Consider the following 20,755-nt stretch of genomic DNA (forward strand, 5'->3'; position numbering starts at 1 on the left):
ACAACATGTTCAAAAAGTTATGGACGCTATCTGCCAGCTTACTGCTCGTAGGCGGATTGCTTGCAGGCTGCGGAGGAAACAACAATGCCGCGGAGAACAACACAGCAGGTAATACGGGGGCCGGTAACGGAAATGCAGGCACTGCTAAAGAAGTTAAGATCAACATGTTCACAGCTTCACCTGAATATACGGAGGCTTTTAACGCTTATATTGCTGAGTACAAAAAGGTAAAACCTAATGTTTCGATTAACCTTGAAATTATGCAAGCCGATTATAATACCGTTTTGAAATCCAAAATTGCCGCTGGAAGCACACCTGATGTGTTCCAAACTACGGCTGGCGGAGATATTGATACCTTTGCTGAATATAGCGCTGATCTTACCAATGAGCCGCTTGCAGCTGCCATGACGGATGCTGTACGTGCTAACATGAGCTCAAAAGATGGCAAGGTACTTGGGTTACCTGTAAAAGGAAACCTGTTCGTGCTGATGTATAATAAAAAACTTATAGCTGATGCAGGAATTACTGAAGTTCCTAAGACTACTGCACAATTGGATGAGGCAATCACAAAGCTCGAAGCCAAAGGAATTACTCCTTTCGCCAACGCTTATAAAGAGTGGTGGGTATGGAAGCACGTCTTCCAACACTTTGTAGATGCAGCTGCTATAGATGCAGGTACTGACGCCAAAACACTCGTAGCTGATTTCATTGCCGGAAAAACAACATTCAAGGATCATCCGGTATTGAATGATAACTTCTTTAAGTTTGTGGATACCACAGTTAAATACGGAACAGACAAACCGCTTGAACGGGATAGCAATGCTGAAGTCAGCGACTTTGCACTCGGTAAGGCAGCATTCATGACAGGTAAGGGCGCATGGGATGAAGAAGCCATTAAGAAGATTACACCGGACTTCCAGCTTGGAATTATGGGCTATCCTGTAAGCGAAAAAGCTGAGCAATCCATGATTATCACGGGTGCCGATCAGGCGCTACGCATTAACAAGGATTCCGCTGTTGCAGCAGAAACCATTGAATTCTTCAACTGGTTGTATACTTCCGAGTACGGCAAGAACTGGTTCTCTACTGTAGCCAAGGTTATTCCGCCGATCAAGGATGCTCCGCTTCCAGCTCTGGACATGCCTAAGCAAATGGATGAGATTCTTAAAACTGAAAAATCCGGTGACCTGTCCGTTAACTATTCACTGGATACCTTCCACCAGAAGTTTGGTGAATTGATGCAGGCTTATATTGGCGGCAGCAAAACTAAAGATCAAGCAATCACCGAAATTCAAAAAGCATGGATTCAATTTGGATCTGCTGCACAGTAAGCGATAATAAGGGTCGGGGGTGTCTCCACAGTAAGCTTCATTTACTGGAGGGATGCCCCTTTCTTGTTTATAATAGGTAAGCGAATACATGTATTCGAGAACTGACAGGAGGCTGGATTTATTCATGAGCAAGATCATTGATATAGCAGAAAATGGACTTTATCTTGTATTAGAAATTACGGTTGAGCAAGACGTACGTCTGCTTCATTTTGGTGCAGAACCGCTAAGTGTGGATATCTCCGAAAAAAACAAGCCAGGCTTCCGGTTAATGGAGCTGCAGTTGTCGGGAGAAGATCGCGCTGAATATCACGGCCGTACACACCGGGCCTCCTATCCCGGACTTAGAATGACCTTTGATCATTATACGGATTCTACAAATGAGCTGGGGCGCAAGCTTGACATACATCTGGTTGACGGAATAACCGGACTCCGTGCAGTCCAGCATTTTCAATTCTATAAAGAGATTGGAATCATGCGCTGCTGGACCGTACTTGAGAATGCAGGCGATGCAGAGGTATCTGTCGAATACGTCTCCTCCTTTGCCCTCACAGGTGTTGATAAAGAAGGATCAAGCGACCGGAGCGATAAGATTGAGGTATCTTTGGCACATAGCGGTTGGCAGAGTGAGATCCAATGGCGGACCTACAGTTTGCCGGAGCTGGGCATGTCGCATCTATCAGACCGTGGTTCTAAGCGGATAGCCTGCAGTAACACAGGTTCATGGTCGGCAGCGGAGCTTATCCCTATGGCGGTTCTACACAATAAGGAGAGCGGGACAAGCCTCTTTTGGCAGATTGAACATAACGGTTCATGGCACTGGGAAATGACGGATCAATATGACCAATTGAGTCTATTGATAAGCGGACCTAACGAAAGTGATAATCATTGGTGGAAAAAACTGCAGCCAGGTGAAGAATTCACTTCTGTACCGGTGGCTGTCGGCTCTGTTCAGGGCGGATTCGAGACAGCTATAGAACAGCTTACTGCTTATCGCAGAGCCATTCGCCGTCCAAATGAGGATAACGAGCTGCTGCGGATTATTTTCAATGATTATATGAATTGTCTTTGGGGAAGCCCCACAACGGAGAAGCTGCTACCGTTAATTGATGCCGCGGCTGATGTAGGCTGCGAATATTTCTGTATAGATGCAGGCTGGTACGCACCGGGCGAGTGGTGGGATGGAGTTGGGCAGTGGCTGCCTTCGGAGGAGCGATTTCCAGAGGGTATCAAGTACGTTCTCGACTATATTCGGGAAAAAGGACTGATTCCGGGTCTCTGGCTGGAGTTGGAGGTTATGGGTATCAATAGTCCGAAGCTTACGGAAACAGATGACAGCTGGTTCTTTATGCGGCACGGAAAAAGAATTAAGGATCGAAGCCGGTATCACCTGGATTACCGCAATCCAAAGGTTATACAACATGCCGATGGTGTAATCAAGAGATTGGTTGAAGAATACGGTGTGGGCTATATCAAAATGGATTATAACATTAATGCGGGTATCGGCACGGAGACGGCTGCGGATAGCTTTGGGGATGGATTGCTTGAGCATAACCGTGCTTATCTGGCTTGGCTTGACCGTATATTCGTGCGGTATCCTAACCTCGTTATTGAGAACTGTTCCAGCGGCGGTATGCGTATGGATTATGCGATGCTCAGCCGTCACAGCATACAGTCCACGAGTGATCAGGAGGATTATGTGCAATATGCGGCGATTGCTGCAGCCTCACCTGCTGCCCTTACACCCGAGCAGTCGGCGGTATGGTCTTACCCGCTGCGGGAAGGGGATGACGAGGAAGTCATCTTCAATATGATTAATGCGCTTCTGCTCCGTGTTCATCAGAGCGGGCATTTGGCGGAACTTAGCCCGCGGCGCAGGGAGCTGGTAAAGGAGGCGTTGGATTACTATAAAGTGATCCGCAGCGACATCCCGCATTCGACTCCTTTCTGGCCGTTGGGTCTTCCGGATTCACAGGCGGATTGGGTAAGCTTCGGCCTGAAGCGCGGTAACCGCCGTTATCTGGCAGTATGGCGGATTGCGGGAGATGCGGAGTCAATCACTCTACCTCTTGAGAGTCTGAAGGGACAGGAACCGGACATTACCTGCGCTTATCCGCAAGAGCCGGACACGGACTGGCAATGGAGCAAGGAAGAAGGGCAACTGACGGTATCCCTTCCTAGCGGTAAGATTGCCCGTCTGTTTGAGATTCGTTCATAGAACGGATACTGGAATGGGCGGATCCAAGTGTAAAAGTGCACTTGAATTGTCCCCGGTAGCTGGATTGGACGGATTCAAGTGTAGAAATACATTTGAATTGCTCCCGAAAGCTGGATTGGACGGATTCATAGGTAAAAGTACATTTGAATTGACCTAGAGCGCTCAGTATGGCCACGTAAACAATGGAAAAGACCTTCGCAAAATACGCGAAGGTTTTTTTACATATTTTAAACTATATAAATTGAACTTTAAAATTAGAGAAAAGGGAACGGAGTGACGAAGGGGGATTTTGGAACTGGAGGAGCGAGAGCGTTCGCCCGAAAGCTTTCCGTAGGAAAGCTAGCTTCGAAAGCATAGGCAGTCTGCGGATTTCTACCGCGAAGAGCGGTATGATTCAAAGAAATCTGTAGACAACAGCGGCCGGAAGTCCAAACATTCACCGCAGTGCGACCAATCCTTTATTCTAAAAATCTTAAGTTCAATCTATATAAATTAAAATTTCATGAAAATCGTATAATTTGTCGAAACACGCCTAAACTTTATTGAATATTTTGTCGATATATATCAAAAGTTGTAGAAAAAAATTGACAGGAAAGAAATAGCACTTTAAAATGCAAGTAAGACGTAATCATTACTACTACATAGTGGCTTTGTAAGCTTTTAACATGAATGATTATATAAGTGTTATTTCAGGGGAGGATGTATAATGATGAAAGCAACAGGTATTGTAAGAAAAGTTGATGAATTGGGACGTATCGTTATTCCGATCGAATTACGCAGAACGATGGGGATTGACATAAAAGATCCACTAGAAATTTTTGTGGACGGGGAAAAAATCATTCTCAGAAAATACGAGCCTACTTGTGTCTTTTCCGGAAGCGCAGAAAACTTGATTAATTTCAAGGGTAAAATGATCAGCAAAGATATTCTTGAAGAACTGACTGCAAGCTTTGACAGACTGTAAATAAACAGAAATAAGGGACTGTTCCTTCGGCAAGAAATACGCTGAAAGGAATAGTCCTTTTTTTATAGAAACGGACCATATCAAGAAAGGTCAGAGTTAAATCTAACTTGGGTAGGGATCCCAATCTGGACAATGAACACTGCTTTCTATATCATAGGGCATGTAACAACCTTATTGCCTAAAGAAGGAAATCCCAGCATACGATTCAGGAAGGGAAGGGTTACAGATGAGTAGTGCACCACAGTTAAATAAACCGGAAGCCGTAATATTTGACATGGACGGTACATTGTTTCAAACAGAGAGTCTGCTTTTGCCTGCCTATCACAAAATGTTCGACATTCTTCGCGAGGAAGGATTGTATACAGGTCCTACTCCCCCGGAGGAAAGAATTCTGGGAAGTCTAGGTATGCTCCTGGAGCAGATTTGGAAGAACGTGATGCCTGAGGCAGATGAGGCTGTACATCGGCGTGCGGATGAACTGCTTTTGCAGCTCGAAATAGAGGGACTTGAAGCAGGCGGTACAATGCTGTATCCAAAAGTTGTTGAGACATTGACAGCACTTAAGGAGCGGGGCGTGCGTCTATTCGTAGCGAGTAACGGCTTGAAGGATTATATTCAAAGCATCGTTGTTGTACATAAAATGCATGATTTGTTCGACGGATTGTATAGTGCAGGCGGGCAAGGTACAGCAACAAAGGTAGAACTGCTAAGCATATTACTGAAGGATCATGGAATCACCGAAGCCTGGATGGTAGGCGACCGTTCGTCGGATGTAGAGGCAGGAAAAGGTAATGGGCAGACTGTGATAGGCTGCGCTTATGCAGGTTTTGGCCGTCAGGATGAATTAAAAGGCTCGGATGTTATTATTTCTTCCTTCGAAGAGTTGCTGGATTTATACGACAACTCGAAGTAAGCATCTGGAGTATATACTGGAGTATATAGTTGTTATGTAAAAAGAGCCTCATTCCATCATGCGGAATGAGGCTCTTTGACTTATTCTTCTGTTTTAGAAGAGACGGGAGGAGCAGTGTTCTTATTCTTATAGACCCAAAGAGCATATTCGAGGGGTCTGAGCAGTGCTTTGCGATAGGTTTCACTATCTCCTGAACGGGCAAATACCTCCCGTGCCGGTTTTGGATTCACCTCAAGTACGTATATGCGTCCCTCATGATCAATCGCGAGATCCAAAGCCAGCTCGCAGAGTGCACCGAAGCTATCTTCGAGAAAGGCTGCCGCCTCAAGTCCAAGCTTCTCCGATGCCTTCATAGCCTTATCGGCTTTATCTGCACTGCCAAGCCAATCCCTGAGCAGTGTCTCTGCCCGTACAGCATGGCCGCCCCCATGCAGATTGGAGGTTACACTACGGGCAGCCCCGATACGGCCTGCCATTCCGGTCATTTCCCATTTCCCTTGCCCGTTTTTTTGTATGAGCATGCGGTAATCATGGAAGCGTCCTCCAGGCAAGCGAAGGGGAATTCCCTGTTGAACGAGAAAACGTCCGCCAATACACCATTGCCTTACAATCGAATTCAACCGGGAAAGCGAAACCTTACGGGGAGTAATGATACGGCGGTCCTGACGTCGACCTTGAATATCGAACATCCCCCGTGAATCCTTAAGCTTTTCGATACGCAAGATGCCGCGTCCACCTGTTCCGCTTGCTGGTTTTATATAGATGACGGGACTACTCTTCAGTATCCGCAGCAGATCGGCTGAGGAGTGATAGAGCAGAGTTTCCGGCAGGTGCTGCCGAAACCGGCTTTTCTGTGAGAAGGTCTGATGAATGGTCCATTTATTGCGAAGTGGACGATTCAGAAAGGTCATATGATTATATTTTGAACGAAACCGCAGCAGCTGCTGGAACCGGGCGCTGCGCTGAATACGGCATCGGTCATAGATCATTTGGGGAAACGGCCGCCATTTCCGTGACCATTTCCCTGTCTGTGGATCATAGACAAGCGCATGAATAAGCTCCTTGCTGCTGTGAACATCCATGGGTGTAAACACAAAGACATCGAGTCCTATCCGCTTACCTTGGGTGATCATCCTTTGGTACACACCTTTTTCTTCCAACTGCTTGGCCTCGTTCAAATACAATGTAAGAATGCCTAAGACGGGTTCCGGCACAGGAGTTCACCTTCTTGTGTAGTAATGGGTTTATCACTCTGTGCTTCGTCATCTACTGGCAGAAGGTTGTCGCAGCCAGCAATTTGCGGTGAACGAAGCAGCAGAGTAGGCTTACCGGTGGGTCCGTTTCTTAGTGACACGGCGACAAGACCCGCGTTGAAACACATTTTAAGACTGGCTGAGTTGTCGCTGGCAACGTAACATTCCAGACTTCCCAGACGCTGTAGTTGGGCTGTCAGCAAGGCAGTTCCAGTATGTTTATTGCGATGGTACGGATGAACGGCAACAAGGCATGACTCCTTGCCATATCCCGATACGAAGCAGATGCCTGATAATTGGCGGCCATTCTGTCCTCGTACGGTCGCAACGAGCAGAGATACACCGGGAACGCGCAATTGCTCTGGTGTTAGACGGGCTAGTCTTCTGCAGCTGTCGCTTGTGATTCTCCGTTCACCGTACTGCCGTACAAATTGCACCAGACTCGCCAGTTGTCGGTTCCACGGTCCGGACTCTGCATCGTAGAGGGAGGAGATTTGCATGCATCGTCACTTCCTTAATTCAGTATTTCTGGTCATTTGGTGATTCAAATATTGACTGTACTGAAAGATTCGTTCCAGTGAAAGCTTGCGTATGGCTGGCTCATCGAATTTCATTGGACGGGAATTGGCTTCAAAAAACCATAACCCCCCATTCTCATCTACCCCGAGATCCATTGACATTTCTCCCAGGGTGTATTCGCAAGCCCGTTCAATTTGGCGAGCGATTAATAATGCAGTGGTTGGGACACTTTTCAGAATAGCCGCCGCCCGATCATTACCGAATGTTCCTTCCAGCATGCTGAAAGGTTCTTCTATACTGCCGCCCCTCGGTACATGGGTGGTGATACTTCGCGCTCCGGCCAGGCGGGCTCCAACACCGGTTACTGCCCAGCTTCCCCGGCCGTTCTTTTGCAGCAGTACACGTAGATCAAATGGGCGCCCCCGGTGAGTCGTCAGCTCAATAGCCTGCTGTACGATATACAATTCCGGTGCCTTTTCCCTGCCGATCCTTGCCCACATCCGTTCCAAAGAGGCCGATTTATAGGTTAGATTCCTTTTGCCGCCCTGGATTTGCAGACGATATGGGAGCAAGGAATCGCCAAGATATTGGAGCCTCATAATGCCTTTTCCAGCCTTGCCGTTCTCGGGTTTCAGATACAGACTGTTATGATTCTTCAGCATGACGCTGAGAGTTCTAGAACTTTTCAACCGTCTCGTTTGCGGCACATGCTTAGAGGTTGCACGCGAGCCCTTGAGCCATTCAAATAAATGCCATTTGTTAAAAAAATACGGATTGTAGAGCACAATGTCCGGATGCTCCAGACATTGTGCGATTTTGCGTGCGACTGCGGGTCTTTCTTCCAATTCGCGGGTAGGAATCCGGTTATAGATAATTTGCGGCAAGGGGACGGCTATACTGGACCACAGCTTACTGCCAGGGAGTGGAATGTAGCCGGCCACCACCCGCGATTCTAGTTTCAGATCGCGGACGGTAACTACGTAGACAAGATATCCCAGATCCCTGCCGGTCTTGATAATATCCCGGAAGTTATTGCGATTTCCGCAAAACTTCCGTTCTTTATCACTTGTCGTTAGAATCGCAATGACTGGTTTGTTCTCGTCAGGGATACGGGTGCTCACGTCTCATCCCTCCTCCGGAATTTGCTGAGATAGAGGCAATGCTCGAGAATGTGCTCGACAGAAGCCTTGCCCTCTGCACGCAGAGAAGGGTGACGGAAGATGGATCTTCCCGGTTTGGCATTGGCTTCGAACATCCAAATATCCTCATCCTGATCGATACCGAGATCGAAGCCGATTTCACCGAGTAAATGTCTGTGCTGAATCTCCAGAGATTCTGCTAGCTTGACAGCTGTTCCTTTGGCGCGAAGCAGGACTTCATCGGCTCTGGCACCGAATACACGCCCTAATGCTTGTTGTGGTGTCAGCAGCGAGCCTCCGTTTTTAAGGTGAGTCGTCACGCTGCCGCGCCCGGCTTGCTTGGCGCCTATTCCAACAACAACCCATTGGTTGTTGCCGTTCTTATGCATATGGAAGCGGAAATCGATAGGGCAGCTGTCTATTTCAATCAGACGGATACCTTGCTGCACGATATAATTATGCAGGCTCCGACCATGGCGGGACTGCAGCATTCGCATCAGGCTGTCGAAACTGGCAAAGCGAAGTAGGACATTTTTACCACTCCGGCGGTAACGGGCGAAATAGCCTTTTTTCGGTAAATAGGTAAGCCGGTAAATACCGTGGCCCAGACTTCCTGCTGAAGGTTTGTAATATACGAAATGATGCCGATCCAGCATATCTCTCATTTGATCAGATGTAGGATTACTGTGCGTTTCAGGTACATATCGGTTCGCACTGCTATCATTCTCCAGCAACCGATAGATATCCGATTTATTAAAGAAGCTCCAGTTGAAAAAAGGGATCTTCTTGCGTGCAAACCGTTCACGCAGCTGACTTATATACGGTGAAGTCTCCGCACGGCGGCTGGGCAGACGATTATAGACAACATCGGGCAACGGAATCATTTTACGCTCGAATTTCCCGCCTTCCGTCAGAAAATATCCATATACCTGTTCTTGCTGCCAGTTAATGTCACGCGGCATAAACGCGAATATATAGCATTTGTTGCTGCCTTCACGCAGCAGTTGCTTAATGAAGCCAGTACGGGAACCAAAGGGTTGGGTAGAGGAACCTGGTCCATCTGACAGTACGCCTACCAGCGGCCCGAGCTGTACTTCGTCATTTTGCAGATTTCGTAAATAGATTCCCCCTGTTTTGGGTACCTTTATAGCCGTTTTCACACCTGAGGCAAGGAACATATGCTTTCCCGCACGTTTGATCGGCTTAATCAGCGCTGGAATGGTATCCCTCCCAAGCCGCAGCCTTATGTTTTTCTTCCCGGACAGCTTCAAGCTTTTCATTAGCGCACCCGAAACATACACCACTCTTTGGGGCTGCTTGGTGAAATGCAAATTGCAAAAAGTGAGACTCATTTATGAATCCTCCTTAGGAACCATTGATATCATTCTCCCGGGTGCACTGGAGTTGCCTCCAGACATTGTTGGAACACGCCGGTTGGTCAGCAGTAGATGGCGTGCATATCGTAACGGATTCTCAAGCGCGTGCCGTTCTGCCCTTTTATCGCCGGTGCGCTGGAAGACTGTGCGACCAGGCTTGGAATTAGCCTCCAGCAGAGTAATTCTGCCGCCTCCGTCAATACCGAAATCAAGACCTAACTCCCCGAGCCTGCCGCAAGCTGCTTCTAAAAGAGGTGGCAAAATAGCGGCTTCCTCTGTAAGTTGTTCCTTAATATATTGACCTGCCGAACCGTATTCCTCCTGTAGGAAGGGCAGTATAGGAATCGCCGTCCCACCGCCATGTAGGTTAGAGGTAAGCGAACCGCGGTTACCCAGGCGAACGGCCATTCCGGTGAGTTCCCATAGGCCCCGGCCGTTTTTCTGGATCAGGACTCGAACATCAAACGGCTGTCCGCTCTGGTTTGTCAATTGAAGATAAGGTTGCATGATATAGCGGCGAGAGCCGATGAATCGGTCGATCCAATCGAAACCGTCGTTTTGATTTTGAAAATTGTGGTAAAACACAGCATTTTCTCCGTCCCGCCCGCGTACGCTTAATCCGCCTTTTCTTTGTTTCAAGGCATGCAAAGTGCGTTTGCCGTGTGTTCCCGCCGAAGGCTTCAAGAACACGCCGTATTCCCTCTCTGCCAGCATGTTGCTGAGTCGGCGGCGGCCGGTATATAGCAAGGTTTCGGGCAGTAACACCGCTGCTCTGCGGCTCCGTTTCAGTATTTCATACACCCCCCATTTGTCGGGAACTCCACGAGACCAGGATAGAGCTTGGGGGAGAGCGGCTAAGGCGGCCGCGGCTTCGTTTCTATCGTTTTGACTTCCGTAAAAGCATCGATTATAAATAATATCCGGGAGGGCGGTTTCTAACGATACCCACTCCCCGTTTCTCCAGTTCATTCCGGTTACCGTTTTACTAGCTGTATTTATTTGATCTGGGAAAAAAACAATAACCTTTAAATCATAAAGCGGTGCAACACGGCATAAATGGCTGTAAAAGCTTGACTCTGTAAATGGGGGAGTCCCACTTCTTCGGCACGTCATGATGCCTAGCAATCCCAGTGCGGCTTCAGTCATGATGTCCTCCTTATAACCCGGCTAGATAACGGCAATACAGGACCATTTGCTTGACGGACGGCCTTATTTTTTGATCATTAAGCGGAGTATTGTCATTCTTGGATGGCTTGGAGTTCACTTCGAGCAGCCAAATTCGGCCAGATTGGTCCAACGCCAGATCAATGCCCAGTTCACCGAAATGCGCGGGAATGTAGGTTTCGATACCGCGAGCGATGGAAAGTGCCGCCCGTGGAAGTCCCAGATGTACACTTTGCTTCACGGCAGGTGGAAGACTACTCTTACCGACGGCTTCACGAACTGTACTGAGGCTGCCGCCCCGAGCCAGATTCGAGACGAAATGGTTATTTCCGGCAGTACGGGCGACTATGGAGGTTACGCCCCATTTGCCAGTGTTATTTTTTTGTACAAGTGCCCGAAAGTCCACCGGTCGTTTTCCCAATTCCATTAGGGGCAAACCCTGTTGGATCTGATATCGTGTGCTTTTCATCTTCCCAGTGAGGGATTGGAACAGCTTCGTCAGATTAGGGTAACTCTGCTTACGTGTCCCGAGAGGTGTGGTGGAGAGAAGTCGAAAGGCGCCTCCTTCCTCACGGGAGATGCGCAAAATCCCCTTGCCAAGACTGCCCCGAATTGGCTTCAGGAACACCACTGGATGTTGACCGCACATCCTTTTTAATACAGCGTATCCACTAAGTAGATGGGATTCGGGTAAATACCGTTGAAGTGTGGCATCCTGCCTCAGGGCATCGAATACCTCTGTTTTATCCAGAAATTTCTCATTGAAGAAATGAGTGCCAAACCGTGATTTTACATCGGCCAAAAAATGCTGTACGCTAGGTTTATTCTCCACTTTTCGCGAGGTTAGCCGATTATTGATCACATCGGCAATCGGAAGGTTGAGCTTCCGCCAGCCTTCATCGTATACCCAGCCCTGGATGGAAGAGCTGCGGGACTCCATAGCTTCTGGTGTAAAGAAATATACATATGCGCCCTGTGTGCGGCAGGCATGGGTCAGTTCCCGGCAGAACATAGTAATGGGACCGAATACCCTGTCGGGTGTATCCGAATGGTCACGGCTGACGAGAACTCCAATTAGCGGACCTAGCCGTAATAAACGGCTTCCGGTGCTGTAAGAGACGTTCAGCGTATGACGGGCTTTCCATCCCGTACGCCGTGCCAACCCTTCGCTGACACGAAGGCTGTCAGATTTGGGGGCCGGAATGACAGTAACCTCCTGCCGGAAAGAACCGAAGGCTAGATGGATCGGTACGTGTGCCGGAATTTTGAGTCTTTTCATGGTCCGGTCTCCAAGCATTACTACATTTTCCTGCAGGATGCCCGATTGAACCGCTTGGACCGGGATCTTAAGCTTAGACATCGTGGATCTCCTTCCGGTAGGCAGCATGATGCCGGCAATTTGATAAACTTAAGGGTTACATATCATTTATCATATGGAGACATCTGACCCTTGGTGATTGACCCAGTTTCTAAAAGGGCGCTGTTATGCCTGAAATTTGCAAAAGAAAAAGCAATGTTCACCAAATCGCTTCTAGGAGGAATTAGCATGAATGTTTATGACAAAGCACATGAATTAGCCAAGGCCATCAAAGGCAGCAGTGAAGTTGAAGATATAACCAGTGCGATGAAGGTGGTAGAATCCGATCCAGAAAGCAAGCGTATGCTGGAAAACTTCCGTAATAGTCAAATGGAGCTGCAGCAGCGGATGATGAGTGGAGAGATGCCTCCGCAAGAGGAAATGCAAAAAATGGAGAAGCTGTTCGAGGTGCTGAATCTTAATCTTGGCATTCGCCGTCTGTTTGAAGCCGAGCGCCGTCTCAGTGTGGTCATTGAGGATGTGAACAAAATTATTTCCGAAAGTCTCCAGCATTTGTATGGTGCTGAGGGTCAATAGTTAAGTGCCCTGCTGCTGAAACAGGCACCCACGGATCACAAACAAAAACAAGCCAGTCTCCAATAACCGGGAGACTGGCTTGTTTTTAGCCTGTTTTAAAGAATCGAATTGCAAAACTGCCGCATTCTTAAAATAGTTTTATGTTTTTAATGGTTCCCGCTGCATGCAGCGGAGAGAACGGAACGATTGTGGAAAAGCGTGAGCGTTCGCCTTTGTCTCCGGATTTTCACCGCTAAGGGGAATGAAAAAAATCTGGACACAACAGCGATTGTAACAACGTTCCGTTCGCGGAGCGTCCACTCAGAAAGCCTCTTCAGAGTATTTTCAAAGAGTCGCCATGTATAACCCCTCTTATGAATCCTGTTTACCCTCAACGGCGCACAACAGTATGCCTGCGGCAAGTCCCAATCGCCGGTCAAAATGCAGCTTCGGATCATTGGAGAAATCGACATTGATTTTGGTTACAAACGGATTGAAGTTTTGTTTGAAGGTTGTTATCGTATGTCCATCCAACTCAACATTGTAGCTTTGCGGTATCAGATTAATAACACGCCGAAGCAGTGCCATCAGTGTGCTGTCTTCCTTGATGGTTCCAATCTCAGAATCATGTCTATCCAGAATAACCCATTCATCCTTAAGGATGGACTTGAGGCCTTTACGGCGAAGGGCACCCACATGCTCACCTGTAATTGAATCATCGACATCATATGTAGCGGAGAAGTCAATTGCACTGCGGGCCTTAATTCGCAAAAGCTCCTTATCCATATTCTCATCGGTGTATAAAGAAATATCCTCTTTTAATTTGAAGGCTTTCATTTGAGAGTACAGGACTAGATTTTCAGAATGATCATAAATATGAAGCTTTGCACCCAAGATGGAAAATACCTTTTTTCGAATAATATATTGGGTTTGATTAAATGCTTGAGTCACTTGGAAATCGCCTCCCTAGAATGATGCCATCATCTCACAAAAAAATTCTATTTACCATATAAAGCTTATACCCTTAAGACGTTGTATATTCCGAAATCGCAGCGAACTTTACGAAGACTTGTCTCATAATTCCGACGGTGCAGTCATAGAGTAGATATATAGATTCTGCTTTATAAAGGAGCTGTCCATTTAAATGAAAAAAAGAAACAAGTTCAAGCATTTCGTCTATCTTCTACTGGCGCTCGCGATGCTGCTCTATGCGCTGCCTAAGCTGTCCCTCGGAGCGGAGTCGGGTTTTGTATTCGGTTTTGGCATTGCTTGGTGTGCTTTTGCTTTTCTGGTTATTGCGGCACATTTGCATTTTATACTTGGTGTTGATGAGGAGAAAACCAAGCGATTGGAAGCTGTCCGCAAGGCCAAGCTGGATCGCTGGCAGGGTAAATGGAAGGAAGAGGAAAGCGTAACACAGCGGTCCTAAATTCTTGCCTCCACTGTTCATCGAACGATTGCGAATACCCTCAAAAGCAGTTAAGATAAGTACAGTATAGTACAGCTGGGGGTATGGGGGTGTTACAGATGGAAGGGCAAGTGGATGCAATAACAAAACACGAGCAATTGCTGCAGCATATAGAAAGTTTAAAGGTAGGGACGAAGATTTCAGTCCGTAAGCTGGCCAAGGAAATGTCTGTGAGTGAAGGGACCGCTTATAGGGCTGTTAAGGAAGCCGAGAATCTGGGAATCGTCATTACAAAAGAGCGGATCGGGACCGTACGCGTGGAGAAGAAGCCGCGAAACATTTCCGAACAGCTTACCTTTGGGGATGTCGTAGACATCGTTGAAGGGCATGTGCTGGGAGGCGTAAACGGTCTGAGCAAGCATCTCCATAAATATGTAATTGGAGCTATGAAAGTCGATGCTATGATCCGTTATATTGATGCCGACAGCCTGCTGATAGTAGGTAACCGTGATGATGTGCACTCGCTTGCGCTGGAGCAGGGAGCGGGTGTGCTTGTTACAGGCGGATTTGGGACAAGCCGTGAGGTAAAAGCGCTGGCAGATCAACTGGATCTGCCTGTGATCTCATCGCGCCATGATACCTTTACAGTGGCTTCTATGATTAACCGGGCCATTTTTGATCGGCTGATTAAGAAGAAAATTATGCTCGTTGAGGATATCGTGGAGAACAAACCGCGCCTGAATACGCTGAAAATCTCAAGTACTGTGCAAGAGCTTCGGCAGCTATCTCTCGATAGTGGAGACCTGAGATTTCCCGTAACCGATGAATGGAACCGTGTAATTGGCATCATTGGCCGTCGTGATGTGGAGTCCATGCTAGAGGATCAGAGTATAGAAAAAGCTATGATTCGTAATCCTATTACTGCTGGGCTGCAGACCTCATTAGCTTCGGCAGCTCAGATTATGATGTGGGAAAGTATAGACTTTTTGCCTATCGTTGACCGCAATCGTAAACTGGTTGGCTCTTTAACCCGTAAGGAAGTCCTTCAAAGCCTGCGCGATGTACGCAACCAGCCTCAACTGGGCGAGACCTTTGACCACCTCATGTGGAACGGCTTTGCGGAGGAGAGGGATGATGAGGGCAAGCTGTTCTTTCATGGGTTCATCACACCGCAAATGGCTACCGATCTTGGAACGATCTCGGAGGGGGTTCTGTCCACCTTAATGACTCTCTCAGCGTTCAAAGCGGCAAAGGATCTTACAGGCAATGATTATGTACTGGATAATATGTCTACGTATTTTGTACGTCCGGTACAGATCGAGGAACCGGTCATCGTAATGCCAAGACTTCTGGAGAGTAGCCGCCGTACTTGCAAGCTTGAGATTGAGATCACCTATATGGATACCTTAGTCGCCAAGTCCGTTATGATGCTGCAATCGATAGATCATCAATAATCGTATTCAATAAAATAGACTATCCTCGTTTTTTGTAGAGGATAGTCTATTTTTAGCTTCTATTAGCTGAAGAACCTGATTTGATTCGGTTGTAGTAGCCGTTGCTCCGCAACCCGGAGAAAATATTAAATAGGCCGATAATGATAAAAATCGCTTCCACAACAATGCCAAGGGTAGAGCCGTGAAAAAGAAACATGGCCATAAGCGCAAGGTCGACCAGCATAGCACCCATCAGTACATTCATAATCGAACGCTTCTGCCCTTTAACAAGGGGATCAACGGCTCGGCGGGAGGCAATGCTGAAGATGGCAGCATTGATGGAAAATACGGCCAGCAGAATAAACAAAAGATACTTAATAATGATGATCATGGAGGGGCCGCTCCTTTAAGATATGATGTCTGTGTATAAAACCAACCTACCCGTATTGTAACATGATTGTTCTCAACTGCGTCGGTAGGGATTAATTTCTACCCATATTTGCAAAACACCCTCCATAACGAGCATAGTGCGAATCGTTACGGCATATTCCCTATCCCGCACAATGTATAGTTTACCATCCAGCAACAGGCGGGCCAATTTACTATCGGTATCGATATCGAATATGCTGCGACCGCGCATCGGTTCTAGGTCGGAACTCATTTTTCTGATAATTTCTTTAATCGTTACCGGATCAAGGGAGGCCGCTCCTTCTTTCACTTTACCTTCTTCAGATCGGATCTTAATCTGCCGAATCACAGTGGAGGTATTATTATATTTTTTGAGTGTCAAAATATCCTTCTCGTACTCCTCAATCTGCACCCGTAAAGCCTGATTGCTCAGCCATAATACGTTGTACCCCATGTGGTAAATGGCATTGTAGACTATGGTTCCCACGACCATACCGAGCACGAATACCGCCGAAATTTGAGAGAAGCGGCGAAAGCGTTGAAAGGGTGGCATCCTCATGATCTTACCCCCTGCCGCATACCCATTTGACGAGCTCACTACCCATATGCGCTCCTAGAAAGGCAAATACGAGATACATAATTTGTTTGATTGCGGGCGATAGATTTCCGCCTAGCATGTTGCTCTCAATGACTCGCATAGGATCAATTGTTCCGCCGACGGCAGCAGCCAATGCCCAAATTTTGATTCGGTCAGCCACGTCGAGCATGGTTTGGGTAGGCGGCTGCAAAGAGACTACAGCGCCGACACCGCCGAGCAAGGCACCACCGAGGACGATACCAAAGGCGATGAAGAAATCCAGAACAGCTTTGCTTAAAAATAGATTCATAAAGTCATTGCTCCTTTCTGGACGCGGCTGAAGTTAGCAAGTCTGCCTGTCCCTATGCTCTCTCTCCATTCTATGGGCGCTTCCCCCCCTAATATGATAAAATAGTTTCATCTTATGTTTATGTTTTGAAGGAAAGGAAGTGGGATCATGAGCCCTTTCGTGCATCTGCATGTACACAGCGAATACAGTTTACTGGATGGGGCGGCACGTATCACGGATCTAGTGCGCCGGGCGGACGAATATGGCATGAAGTCGCTGGCATTGACGGATCATGGAGTGATGTACGGGGCAATCCCTTTTTATAAAGCATGTAAAGAGAAAGGCATCAAACCGATCATCGGCTGTGAAGCCTATTTAACTGCAGGTTCAAGGCGTGAGCGGGGTAGCCGCAAGGATCAACCGATTTATCATTTAATTCTTCTTGTTAAGAATGAGACAGGCTACAAGAACCTGATGAAACTGATCTCCATCGGACATTTGGAAGGACAGCATTATAAGCCACGAATTGATATGGAGGTCCTTACCTCACATTCCGAGGGAATCATCTGCCTAAGTGCATGCCTGGGTGGGGAAGTGCCGCAGCATTTGCTGCACGGACGTGATGAAGAGGCGCGTAAGGCAGCGCTTCGTTACAAGGCAATCTTCAGGGATGACTTTTATCTGGAGCTGCAGGACCATGGAATGCCGGAGCAAAAAAGAGTAAATCCGAAACTGATTGCTCTGTCTGCGGATTGTGGCATCCCGCTGGTAGCAACCAATGACGTCCATTATCTAGCCAGGGAAGATGCGGAAGTACAGGATGTGCTGATCTGTATCGGAACCGGCAAGACGGTGGATGATGAGGAACGCTTCAAGATTGGGACCGACCAGTTGTTTATGAAAAGCGGTCAGGAGATGGCGGCCTTATTTCCGCATGTCCCTCAAGCACTTGAGAATAGTCTGATAATCGCGGAGAAATGCAATCTGGAGCTGGAGTTTGGTAAGCATATCCTGCCTGCCTATGCACCGCTGCCGGAAGGCATGGATTCTTCCGCTTATCTGAGGGAGCTATGCCAGCAGGGGCTGGAGGAACGTTACAGTGATACTCCGCGATGGGCTTCGCCGGAGCAGAAGCAGGATGCCGAGAAACGTCTGGCTTATGAGCTGGACGTTATCGAAAATATGGGCTTCAGCGATTATTTTCTAATTGTGTGGGACTTTATTGCCTACTGCCACCGCCAGGGCATTGCTACCGGGCCTGGGCGGGGTTCCTCAGCAGGAAGTCTTACCGCTTATTCACTTCGGATCACTGATGTAGATCCGCTTAAATATAATCTTTTGTTCGAGCGCTTTCTCAACCCACAGCGGATTACCATGCCCGATATCGATATCGATTTCAGTGACGAACGGCGTGAGGAAGTTATCGCGTATGTTGTTAATAAGTACGGCGTTGAGCATGTGGCGCAGATTATCACGTTTGGGACCTTGGCGGCGAGGGCTGCCGTACGGGACGTTGGACGGGCAATGAATCTGCCTTACGGCGAGGTCGATAAAGCCGCCAAGCTTATTCCAGGTCAATTAGGCATCAGTATCGCCCGTGCGCTGGAGAGCACACCGGAACTAAAGGCCTTGTATGATGGATATCCCAAGACTAGAGCACTACTCGACATGGCGATGAAAGTCGAAGGAATGCCCCGACATGCTTCGACACATGCTGCTGGTGTGGTGATCTCAAAAGGCCCCTTAACTGATGCAGTACCGCTGCAGGAGGGGAACGAAAGTACGGCATTAACGCAGTATTCCATGGAGCATTTGGAGAGTGTTGGACTGCTCAAAATGGATTTCCTGGGTTTGCGTACCTTGTCAATTATTGAGAGGTGCATGAACTGGATTCGGGAAATGACAGGTGAAACACCTGATTTCCGCAAGATTCCGGACAATGATACTGAGACTTATGACATGCTTGGAGCCGGGGAAACAACAGGTGTGTTCCAGTTGGAATCCGCAGGGGTAAGGCGGGTTCTTAAGGATATGAAACCTAACGTTTTTGAAGATATTATTTCAGTACTCGCGTTGTACCGCCCGGGGCCAATGGAGTTTATTCCTAAATATATTCAAGGTAAACACGGTCAGGTCGAAGTGGAATATCCACATCCCGATCTCAAACCGATCCTTTCAGACACCTATGGAATTATCGTCTATCAGGAGCAGATTATGCAAATTGCCTCCTTGATGGCGGGTTTCTCACTCGGAGAAGCGGATTTGCTGCGACGAGCTGTATCTAAGAAGAAACGGGAGACTCTGGATAAGGAACGAAGCCATTTTGTTGAGGGCAGCTTGAAACAAGGGTATGGAGAAAGGGATGCAAATGCCGTATATGACATGATTGTACGCTTTGCTGATTATGGTTTCCCACGCGCCCATGCGGCGGCCTACGGGATTCTGTCCTTCCAGACGGCATATCTCAAAGCGCATTATCCCGTGCAGTTTATGTCTTCCATGCTGACGGCTGTAATGGGAACCCACCGCAAGGTGGCTGAATATGTGCTGGAGTGCCGGCGAATGGGGATTCTTGTACTTCCGCCCGATGTTAACGATAGCCGAGTGCTATTCACTCCCGTTACAGGTGAAGATGCGGGTCATATCCGATTCGGACTGGCAGCGGTTAAGAATGTAGGGACATTGGCCGTTGAAAATATTATGAAGGTACGGCAGGAAAGACCCTTCGACAGTCTGTTGGATTTCTGCCGCAGAGTTGACCTGCGAGTCTGTAATAAGCGGGTCATTGAATCGCTGCTCCAGTCGGGCGCTTTCGATCGTCTCCCGGGGCACCGGGCACAGCTGCTGGCGATGTTGGACGAGACGGTTGATGCCGCGGTGAAATGGCGCAAGGAGCGGGACGAACTGCAGATTCAGCTGTTCGATGATCTGGTTGAGACACCGAATTGGGAAATTCGCTACCCGGATATCCCAAAGTTTACGGGAGCACAGCAGCTTGAGATGGAGCGTGAGCTCTTGGGGCTGTATCTGTCAGGACATCCTTTGGATGATACTGCAGACCTCCTGGAGGAAATGGGGCTGCAGCGGCTGATGGACCTTGGTGAGGTCCCTGATGAGAGCCAAACGGTAACGGCGGGTATGGTAGTTTCTATTAAGGAAATTACGACGAAGGCAGGAAAGTCTATGGCTTTCGTTGAATGGGAGGATCAGATAGAGCGCTGTGAGGTCGTGCTTTTCCCAGAAGTGTGGAAACGCAGTCGAGGTCTGATCGAGAAGGGGGCGTTGCTGGCTCTGCGAGCCAAAGTACAGCAAGGGGACGAAGGCTTCAAGCTGCTGGCTGAGGAAGTGGCGCCGATCGCAACGGATGCGCTGCGCGGCCTGCTTCAGCGGCGCAGTGCAGCAGCCTCCCGACCTGCCGGGGGGACGCGTTATGCAGCCGTGGGCGCGGCTGGCAGTGCTGCCCGTACGGGTACAGGAGATTCTACCTCGCTACGAACTCCTGCGTCCCGTAATGCAGCTCCAGAAGCTCCACGGGAAGTCGGAGCGTCGGGGACAGCCACAGTGCCTACGGAGTCAGCCACTCAGGTCGTGAAGCCTCAGGGCAGAAGTGAGCCTGCCCAACGGGCGTTCATCAAGATTACGCCGCAATCGGAGAATGCAGTTCTATTAACCAGGCTGAAGCAGCTGCTGCAGACTCATCCCGGGTCAGTATCAACCCTGCTGTTCTATGAGCGTGAGCAAAAGCTGCTCGCGCTCAGTGACAGCTACCGGATTGAGCCTTCAGAGGCTTTGCTTGCCGAGATTGAAGAGATGCTAGGGGCAGGCTCAGTGAGAATAAAATAAGAACATTTCATCTTCTTTCCGCATACATTAGGAAACCACCGGCAGCAAGT

The 20,755-nt window shown here is 48.2% G+C and carries 18 protein-coding genes; 8 read left to right on the plus strand and 10 right to left on the minus strand.

From position 1 onward, the window contains the following. The first annotated feature begins 5 nt into the window (after positions 1–5). The 4 genes from PWYN_RS15510 (at position 6) to PWYN_RS15525 (ending at position 5,423) form a co-directional block, all read left to right on the plus strand. Positions 6–1,331: a type 2 periplasmic-binding domain-containing protein gene (locus tag PWYN_RS15510; RefSeq protein ID WP_036653926.1), complete on the plus strand. Its 1,326-nt coding sequence runs from the start codon at positions 6–8 to the stop codon at positions 1,329–1,331. Positions 1,332–1,455: 124 nt separating this feature from the next. Then, positions 1,456–3,546: a glycoside hydrolase family 36 protein gene (locus PWYN_RS15515; RefSeq protein ID WP_036653927.1), complete on the plus strand. Its 2,091-nt coding sequence runs from the start codon at positions 1,456–1,458 to the stop codon at positions 3,544–3,546. 706 nt (positions 3,547–4,252) lie between these two features. After that, positions 4,253–4,510, plus strand: a complete 258-nt coding sequence (locus PWYN_RS15520; protein WP_036653928.1) for an AbrB/MazE/SpoVT family DNA-binding domain-containing protein — start codon at positions 4,253–4,255, stop codon at positions 4,508–4,510. A gap of 226 nt (positions 4,511–4,736) precedes the next feature. Further along, positions 4,737–5,423 (plus strand): HAD family hydrolase, encoded by a 687-nt coding sequence (locus PWYN_RS15525; RefSeq protein WP_036653930.1) that lies wholly within the window; start codon positions 4,737–4,739, stop codon positions 5,421–5,423. Between the two features lie 80 nt (positions 5,424–5,503). On the opposite strand, the gene PWYN_RS15530 is transcribed toward PWYN_RS15525, so the two are convergent. The 6 genes from PWYN_RS15530 to PWYN_RS15555 are packed head-to-tail and all read right to left on the minus strand — an operon-like array spanning position 5,504 to position 12,234. Beyond that, positions 5,504–6,637, minus strand: a complete 1,134-nt coding sequence (locus tag PWYN_RS15530) for a YheC/YheD family endospore coat-associated protein (RefSeq protein ID WP_036653931.1) — start codon at positions 6,635–6,637, stop codon at positions 5,504–5,506. Next, the gene (locus tag PWYN_RS15535; RefSeq protein WP_052088024.1) at positions 6,619–7,176 is read right to left on the minus strand and encodes a GNAT family N-acetyltransferase family protein; all 558 of its coding nucleotides are present in this window, start codon (positions 7,174–7,176) and stop codon (positions 6,619–6,621) included. The genes PWYN_RS15530 and PWYN_RS15535 overlap by 19 nt, the downstream gene beginning before the upstream one ends. A gap of 6 nt (positions 7,177–7,182) precedes the next feature. After that, positions 7,183–8,316 carry a YheC/YheD family endospore coat-associated protein gene (locus tag PWYN_RS15540; protein WP_036653932.1) on the minus strand — a complete coding sequence of 378 codons (1,134 nt, stop codon included), beginning with the start codon at positions 8,314–8,316 and terminating at the stop codon, positions 7,183–7,185. After that, positions 8,313–9,686, minus strand: a complete 1,374-nt coding sequence (locus PWYN_RS15545) for a YheC/YheD family endospore coat-associated protein (protein WP_036653933.1) — start codon at positions 9,684–9,686, stop codon at positions 8,313–8,315. The genes PWYN_RS15540 and PWYN_RS15545 overlap by 4 nt, the downstream gene beginning before the upstream one ends. Continuing rightward, positions 9,687–10,856 (minus strand): YheC/YheD family endospore coat-associated protein, encoded by a 1,170-nt coding sequence (locus PWYN_RS15550; RefSeq protein ID WP_052088025.1) that lies wholly within the window; start codon positions 10,854–10,856, stop codon positions 9,687–9,689. It lies immediately after the preceding gene. Positions 10,857–10,866: 10 nt separating this feature from the next. Further along, positions 10,867–12,234 carry a YheC/YheD family endospore coat-associated protein gene (locus tag PWYN_RS15555; RefSeq protein ID WP_036653935.1) on the minus strand — a complete coding sequence of 456 codons (1,368 nt, stop codon included), beginning with the start codon at positions 12,232–12,234 and terminating at the stop codon, positions 10,867–10,869. A gap of 186 nt (positions 12,235–12,420) precedes the next feature. Between PWYN_RS15555 and PWYN_RS15560 the strand changes: the two genes are divergently transcribed. After that, positions 12,421–12,768 carry a YlbF/YmcA family competence regulator gene (locus tag PWYN_RS15560; RefSeq protein ID WP_036653936.1) on the plus strand — a complete coding sequence of 116 codons (348 nt, stop codon included), beginning with the start codon at positions 12,421–12,423 and terminating at the stop codon, positions 12,766–12,768. 351 nt (positions 12,769–13,119) lie between these two features. On the opposite strand, the gene PWYN_RS15565 is transcribed toward PWYN_RS15560, so the two are convergent. Beyond that, the gene (locus PWYN_RS15565; protein ID WP_036653937.1) at positions 13,120–13,698 is read right to left on the minus strand and encodes an LURP-one-related family protein; all 579 of its coding nucleotides are present in this window, start codon (positions 13,696–13,698) and stop codon (positions 13,120–13,122) included. A 193-nt stretch (positions 13,699–13,891) separates the two neighbouring features. Between PWYN_RS15565 and PWYN_RS15570 the strand changes: the two genes are divergently transcribed. Beyond that, the gene (locus PWYN_RS15570; RefSeq protein WP_036653938.1) at positions 13,892–14,176 is read left to right on the plus strand and encodes a hypothetical protein; all 285 of its coding nucleotides are present in this window, start codon (positions 13,892–13,894) and stop codon (positions 14,174–14,176) included. A 98-nt stretch (positions 14,177–14,274) separates the two neighbouring features. Further along, complete coding sequence (locus PWYN_RS15575; RefSeq protein ID WP_036653939.1) at positions 14,275–15,609, plus strand: DRTGG domain-containing protein; 1,335 nt, start codon at positions 14,275–14,277, stop codon at positions 15,607–15,609. A 52-nt stretch (positions 15,610–15,661) separates the two neighbouring features. On the opposite strand, the gene PWYN_RS15580 is transcribed toward PWYN_RS15575, so the two are convergent. The 3 genes from PWYN_RS15580 to PWYN_RS15590 form a co-directional block, all read right to left on the minus strand. After that, positions 15,662–15,979, minus strand: coding sequence for a YtpI family protein (locus PWYN_RS15580; protein WP_036653940.1), 318 nt, complete (start codon positions 15,977–15,979; stop codon positions 15,662–15,664). Between the two features lie 72 nt (positions 15,980–16,051). After that, entirely contained in the window at positions 16,052–16,555 is a 504-nt protein-coding gene (locus PWYN_RS15585; protein ID WP_036653941.1) for a sporulation membrane protein YtrI, read from the minus strand. Between the two features lie 4 nt (positions 16,556–16,559). Next, positions 16,560–16,883: a YtrH family sporulation protein gene (locus PWYN_RS15590; RefSeq protein WP_036653943.1), complete on the minus strand. Its 324-nt coding sequence runs from the start codon at positions 16,881–16,883 to the stop codon at positions 16,560–16,562. Between the two features lie 147 nt (positions 16,884–17,030). Between PWYN_RS15590 and PWYN_RS15595 the strand changes: the two genes are divergently transcribed. Next, a complete protein-coding gene (locus tag PWYN_RS15595) occupies positions 17,031–20,705 on the plus strand; it encodes a DNA polymerase III subunit alpha (protein ID WP_036653945.1) in 3,675 nt (1,224 codons plus the stop codon). The last annotated feature ends 50 nt before the right edge of the window (positions 20,706–20,755 follow it).

The organism is Paenibacillus wynnii (assembly GCF_000757885.1).
Classification (GTDB): Bacteria; Bacillota; Bacilli; order Paenibacillales; family Paenibacillaceae; genus Paenibacillus_AQ; species Paenibacillus_AQ wynnii.

Excerpts from the sequence above, each read along its gene's own strand:
- PWYN_RS15510 (WP_036653926.1), top strand. The coding sequence starts at position 6 with ATGTTCAAAAAGTTATGGACGCTATCTGCCAGCTTACTGCTCGTAGGC.
- PWYN_RS15515 (WP_036653927.1), top strand. The coding sequence starts at position 1,456 with ATGAGCAAGATCATTGATATAGCAGAAAATGGACTTTATCTTGTATTA.
- PWYN_RS15520 (WP_036653928.1), top strand. The coding sequence starts at position 4,253 with ATGATGAAAGCAACAGGTATTGTAAGAAAAGTTGATGAATTGGGACGT.
- PWYN_RS15525 (WP_036653930.1), top strand. The coding sequence starts at position 4,737 with ATGAGTAGTGCACCACAGTTAAATAAACCGGAAGCCGTAATATTTGAC.
- PWYN_RS15535 (WP_052088024.1), bottom strand. The coding sequence starts at position 7,176 with ATGCAAATCTCCTCCCTCTACGATGCAGAGTCCGGACCGTGGAACCGA.
- PWYN_RS15545 (WP_036653933.1), bottom strand. The coding sequence starts at position 9,686 with ATGAGTCTCACTTTTTGCAATTTGCATTTCACCAAGCAGCCCCAAAGA.
- PWYN_RS15550 (WP_052088025.1), bottom strand. The coding sequence starts at position 10,856 with ATGACTGAAGCCGCACTGGGATTGCTAGGCATCATGACGTGCCGAAGA.
- PWYN_RS15555 (WP_036653935.1), bottom strand. The coding sequence starts at position 12,234 with ATGTCTAAGCTTAAGATCCCGGTCCAAGCGGTTCAATCGGGCATCCTG.
- PWYN_RS15560 (WP_036653936.1), top strand. The coding sequence starts at position 12,421 with ATGAATGTTTATGACAAAGCACATGAATTAGCCAAGGCCATCAAAGGC.
- PWYN_RS15570 (WP_036653938.1), top strand. The coding sequence starts at position 13,892 with ATGAAAAAAAGAAACAAGTTCAAGCATTTCGTCTATCTTCTACTGGCG.
- PWYN_RS15575 (WP_036653939.1), top strand. The coding sequence starts at position 14,275 with ATGGAAGGGCAAGTGGATGCAATAACAAAACACGAGCAATTGCTGCAG.
- PWYN_RS15580 (WP_036653940.1), bottom strand. The coding sequence starts at position 15,979 with ATGATCATCATTATTAAGTATCTTTTGTTTATTCTGCTGGCCGTATTT.
- PWYN_RS15585 (WP_036653941.1), bottom strand. The coding sequence starts at position 16,555 with ATGAGGATGCCACCCTTTCAACGCTTTCGCCGCTTCTCTCAAATTTCG.
- PWYN_RS15590 (WP_036653943.1), bottom strand. The coding sequence starts at position 16,883 with ATGAATCTATTTTTAAGCAAAGCTGTTCTGGATTTCTTCATCGCCTTT.
- PWYN_RS15595 (WP_036653945.1), top strand. The coding sequence starts at position 17,031 with ATGAGCCCTTTCGTGCATCTGCATGTACACAGCGAATACAGTTTACTG.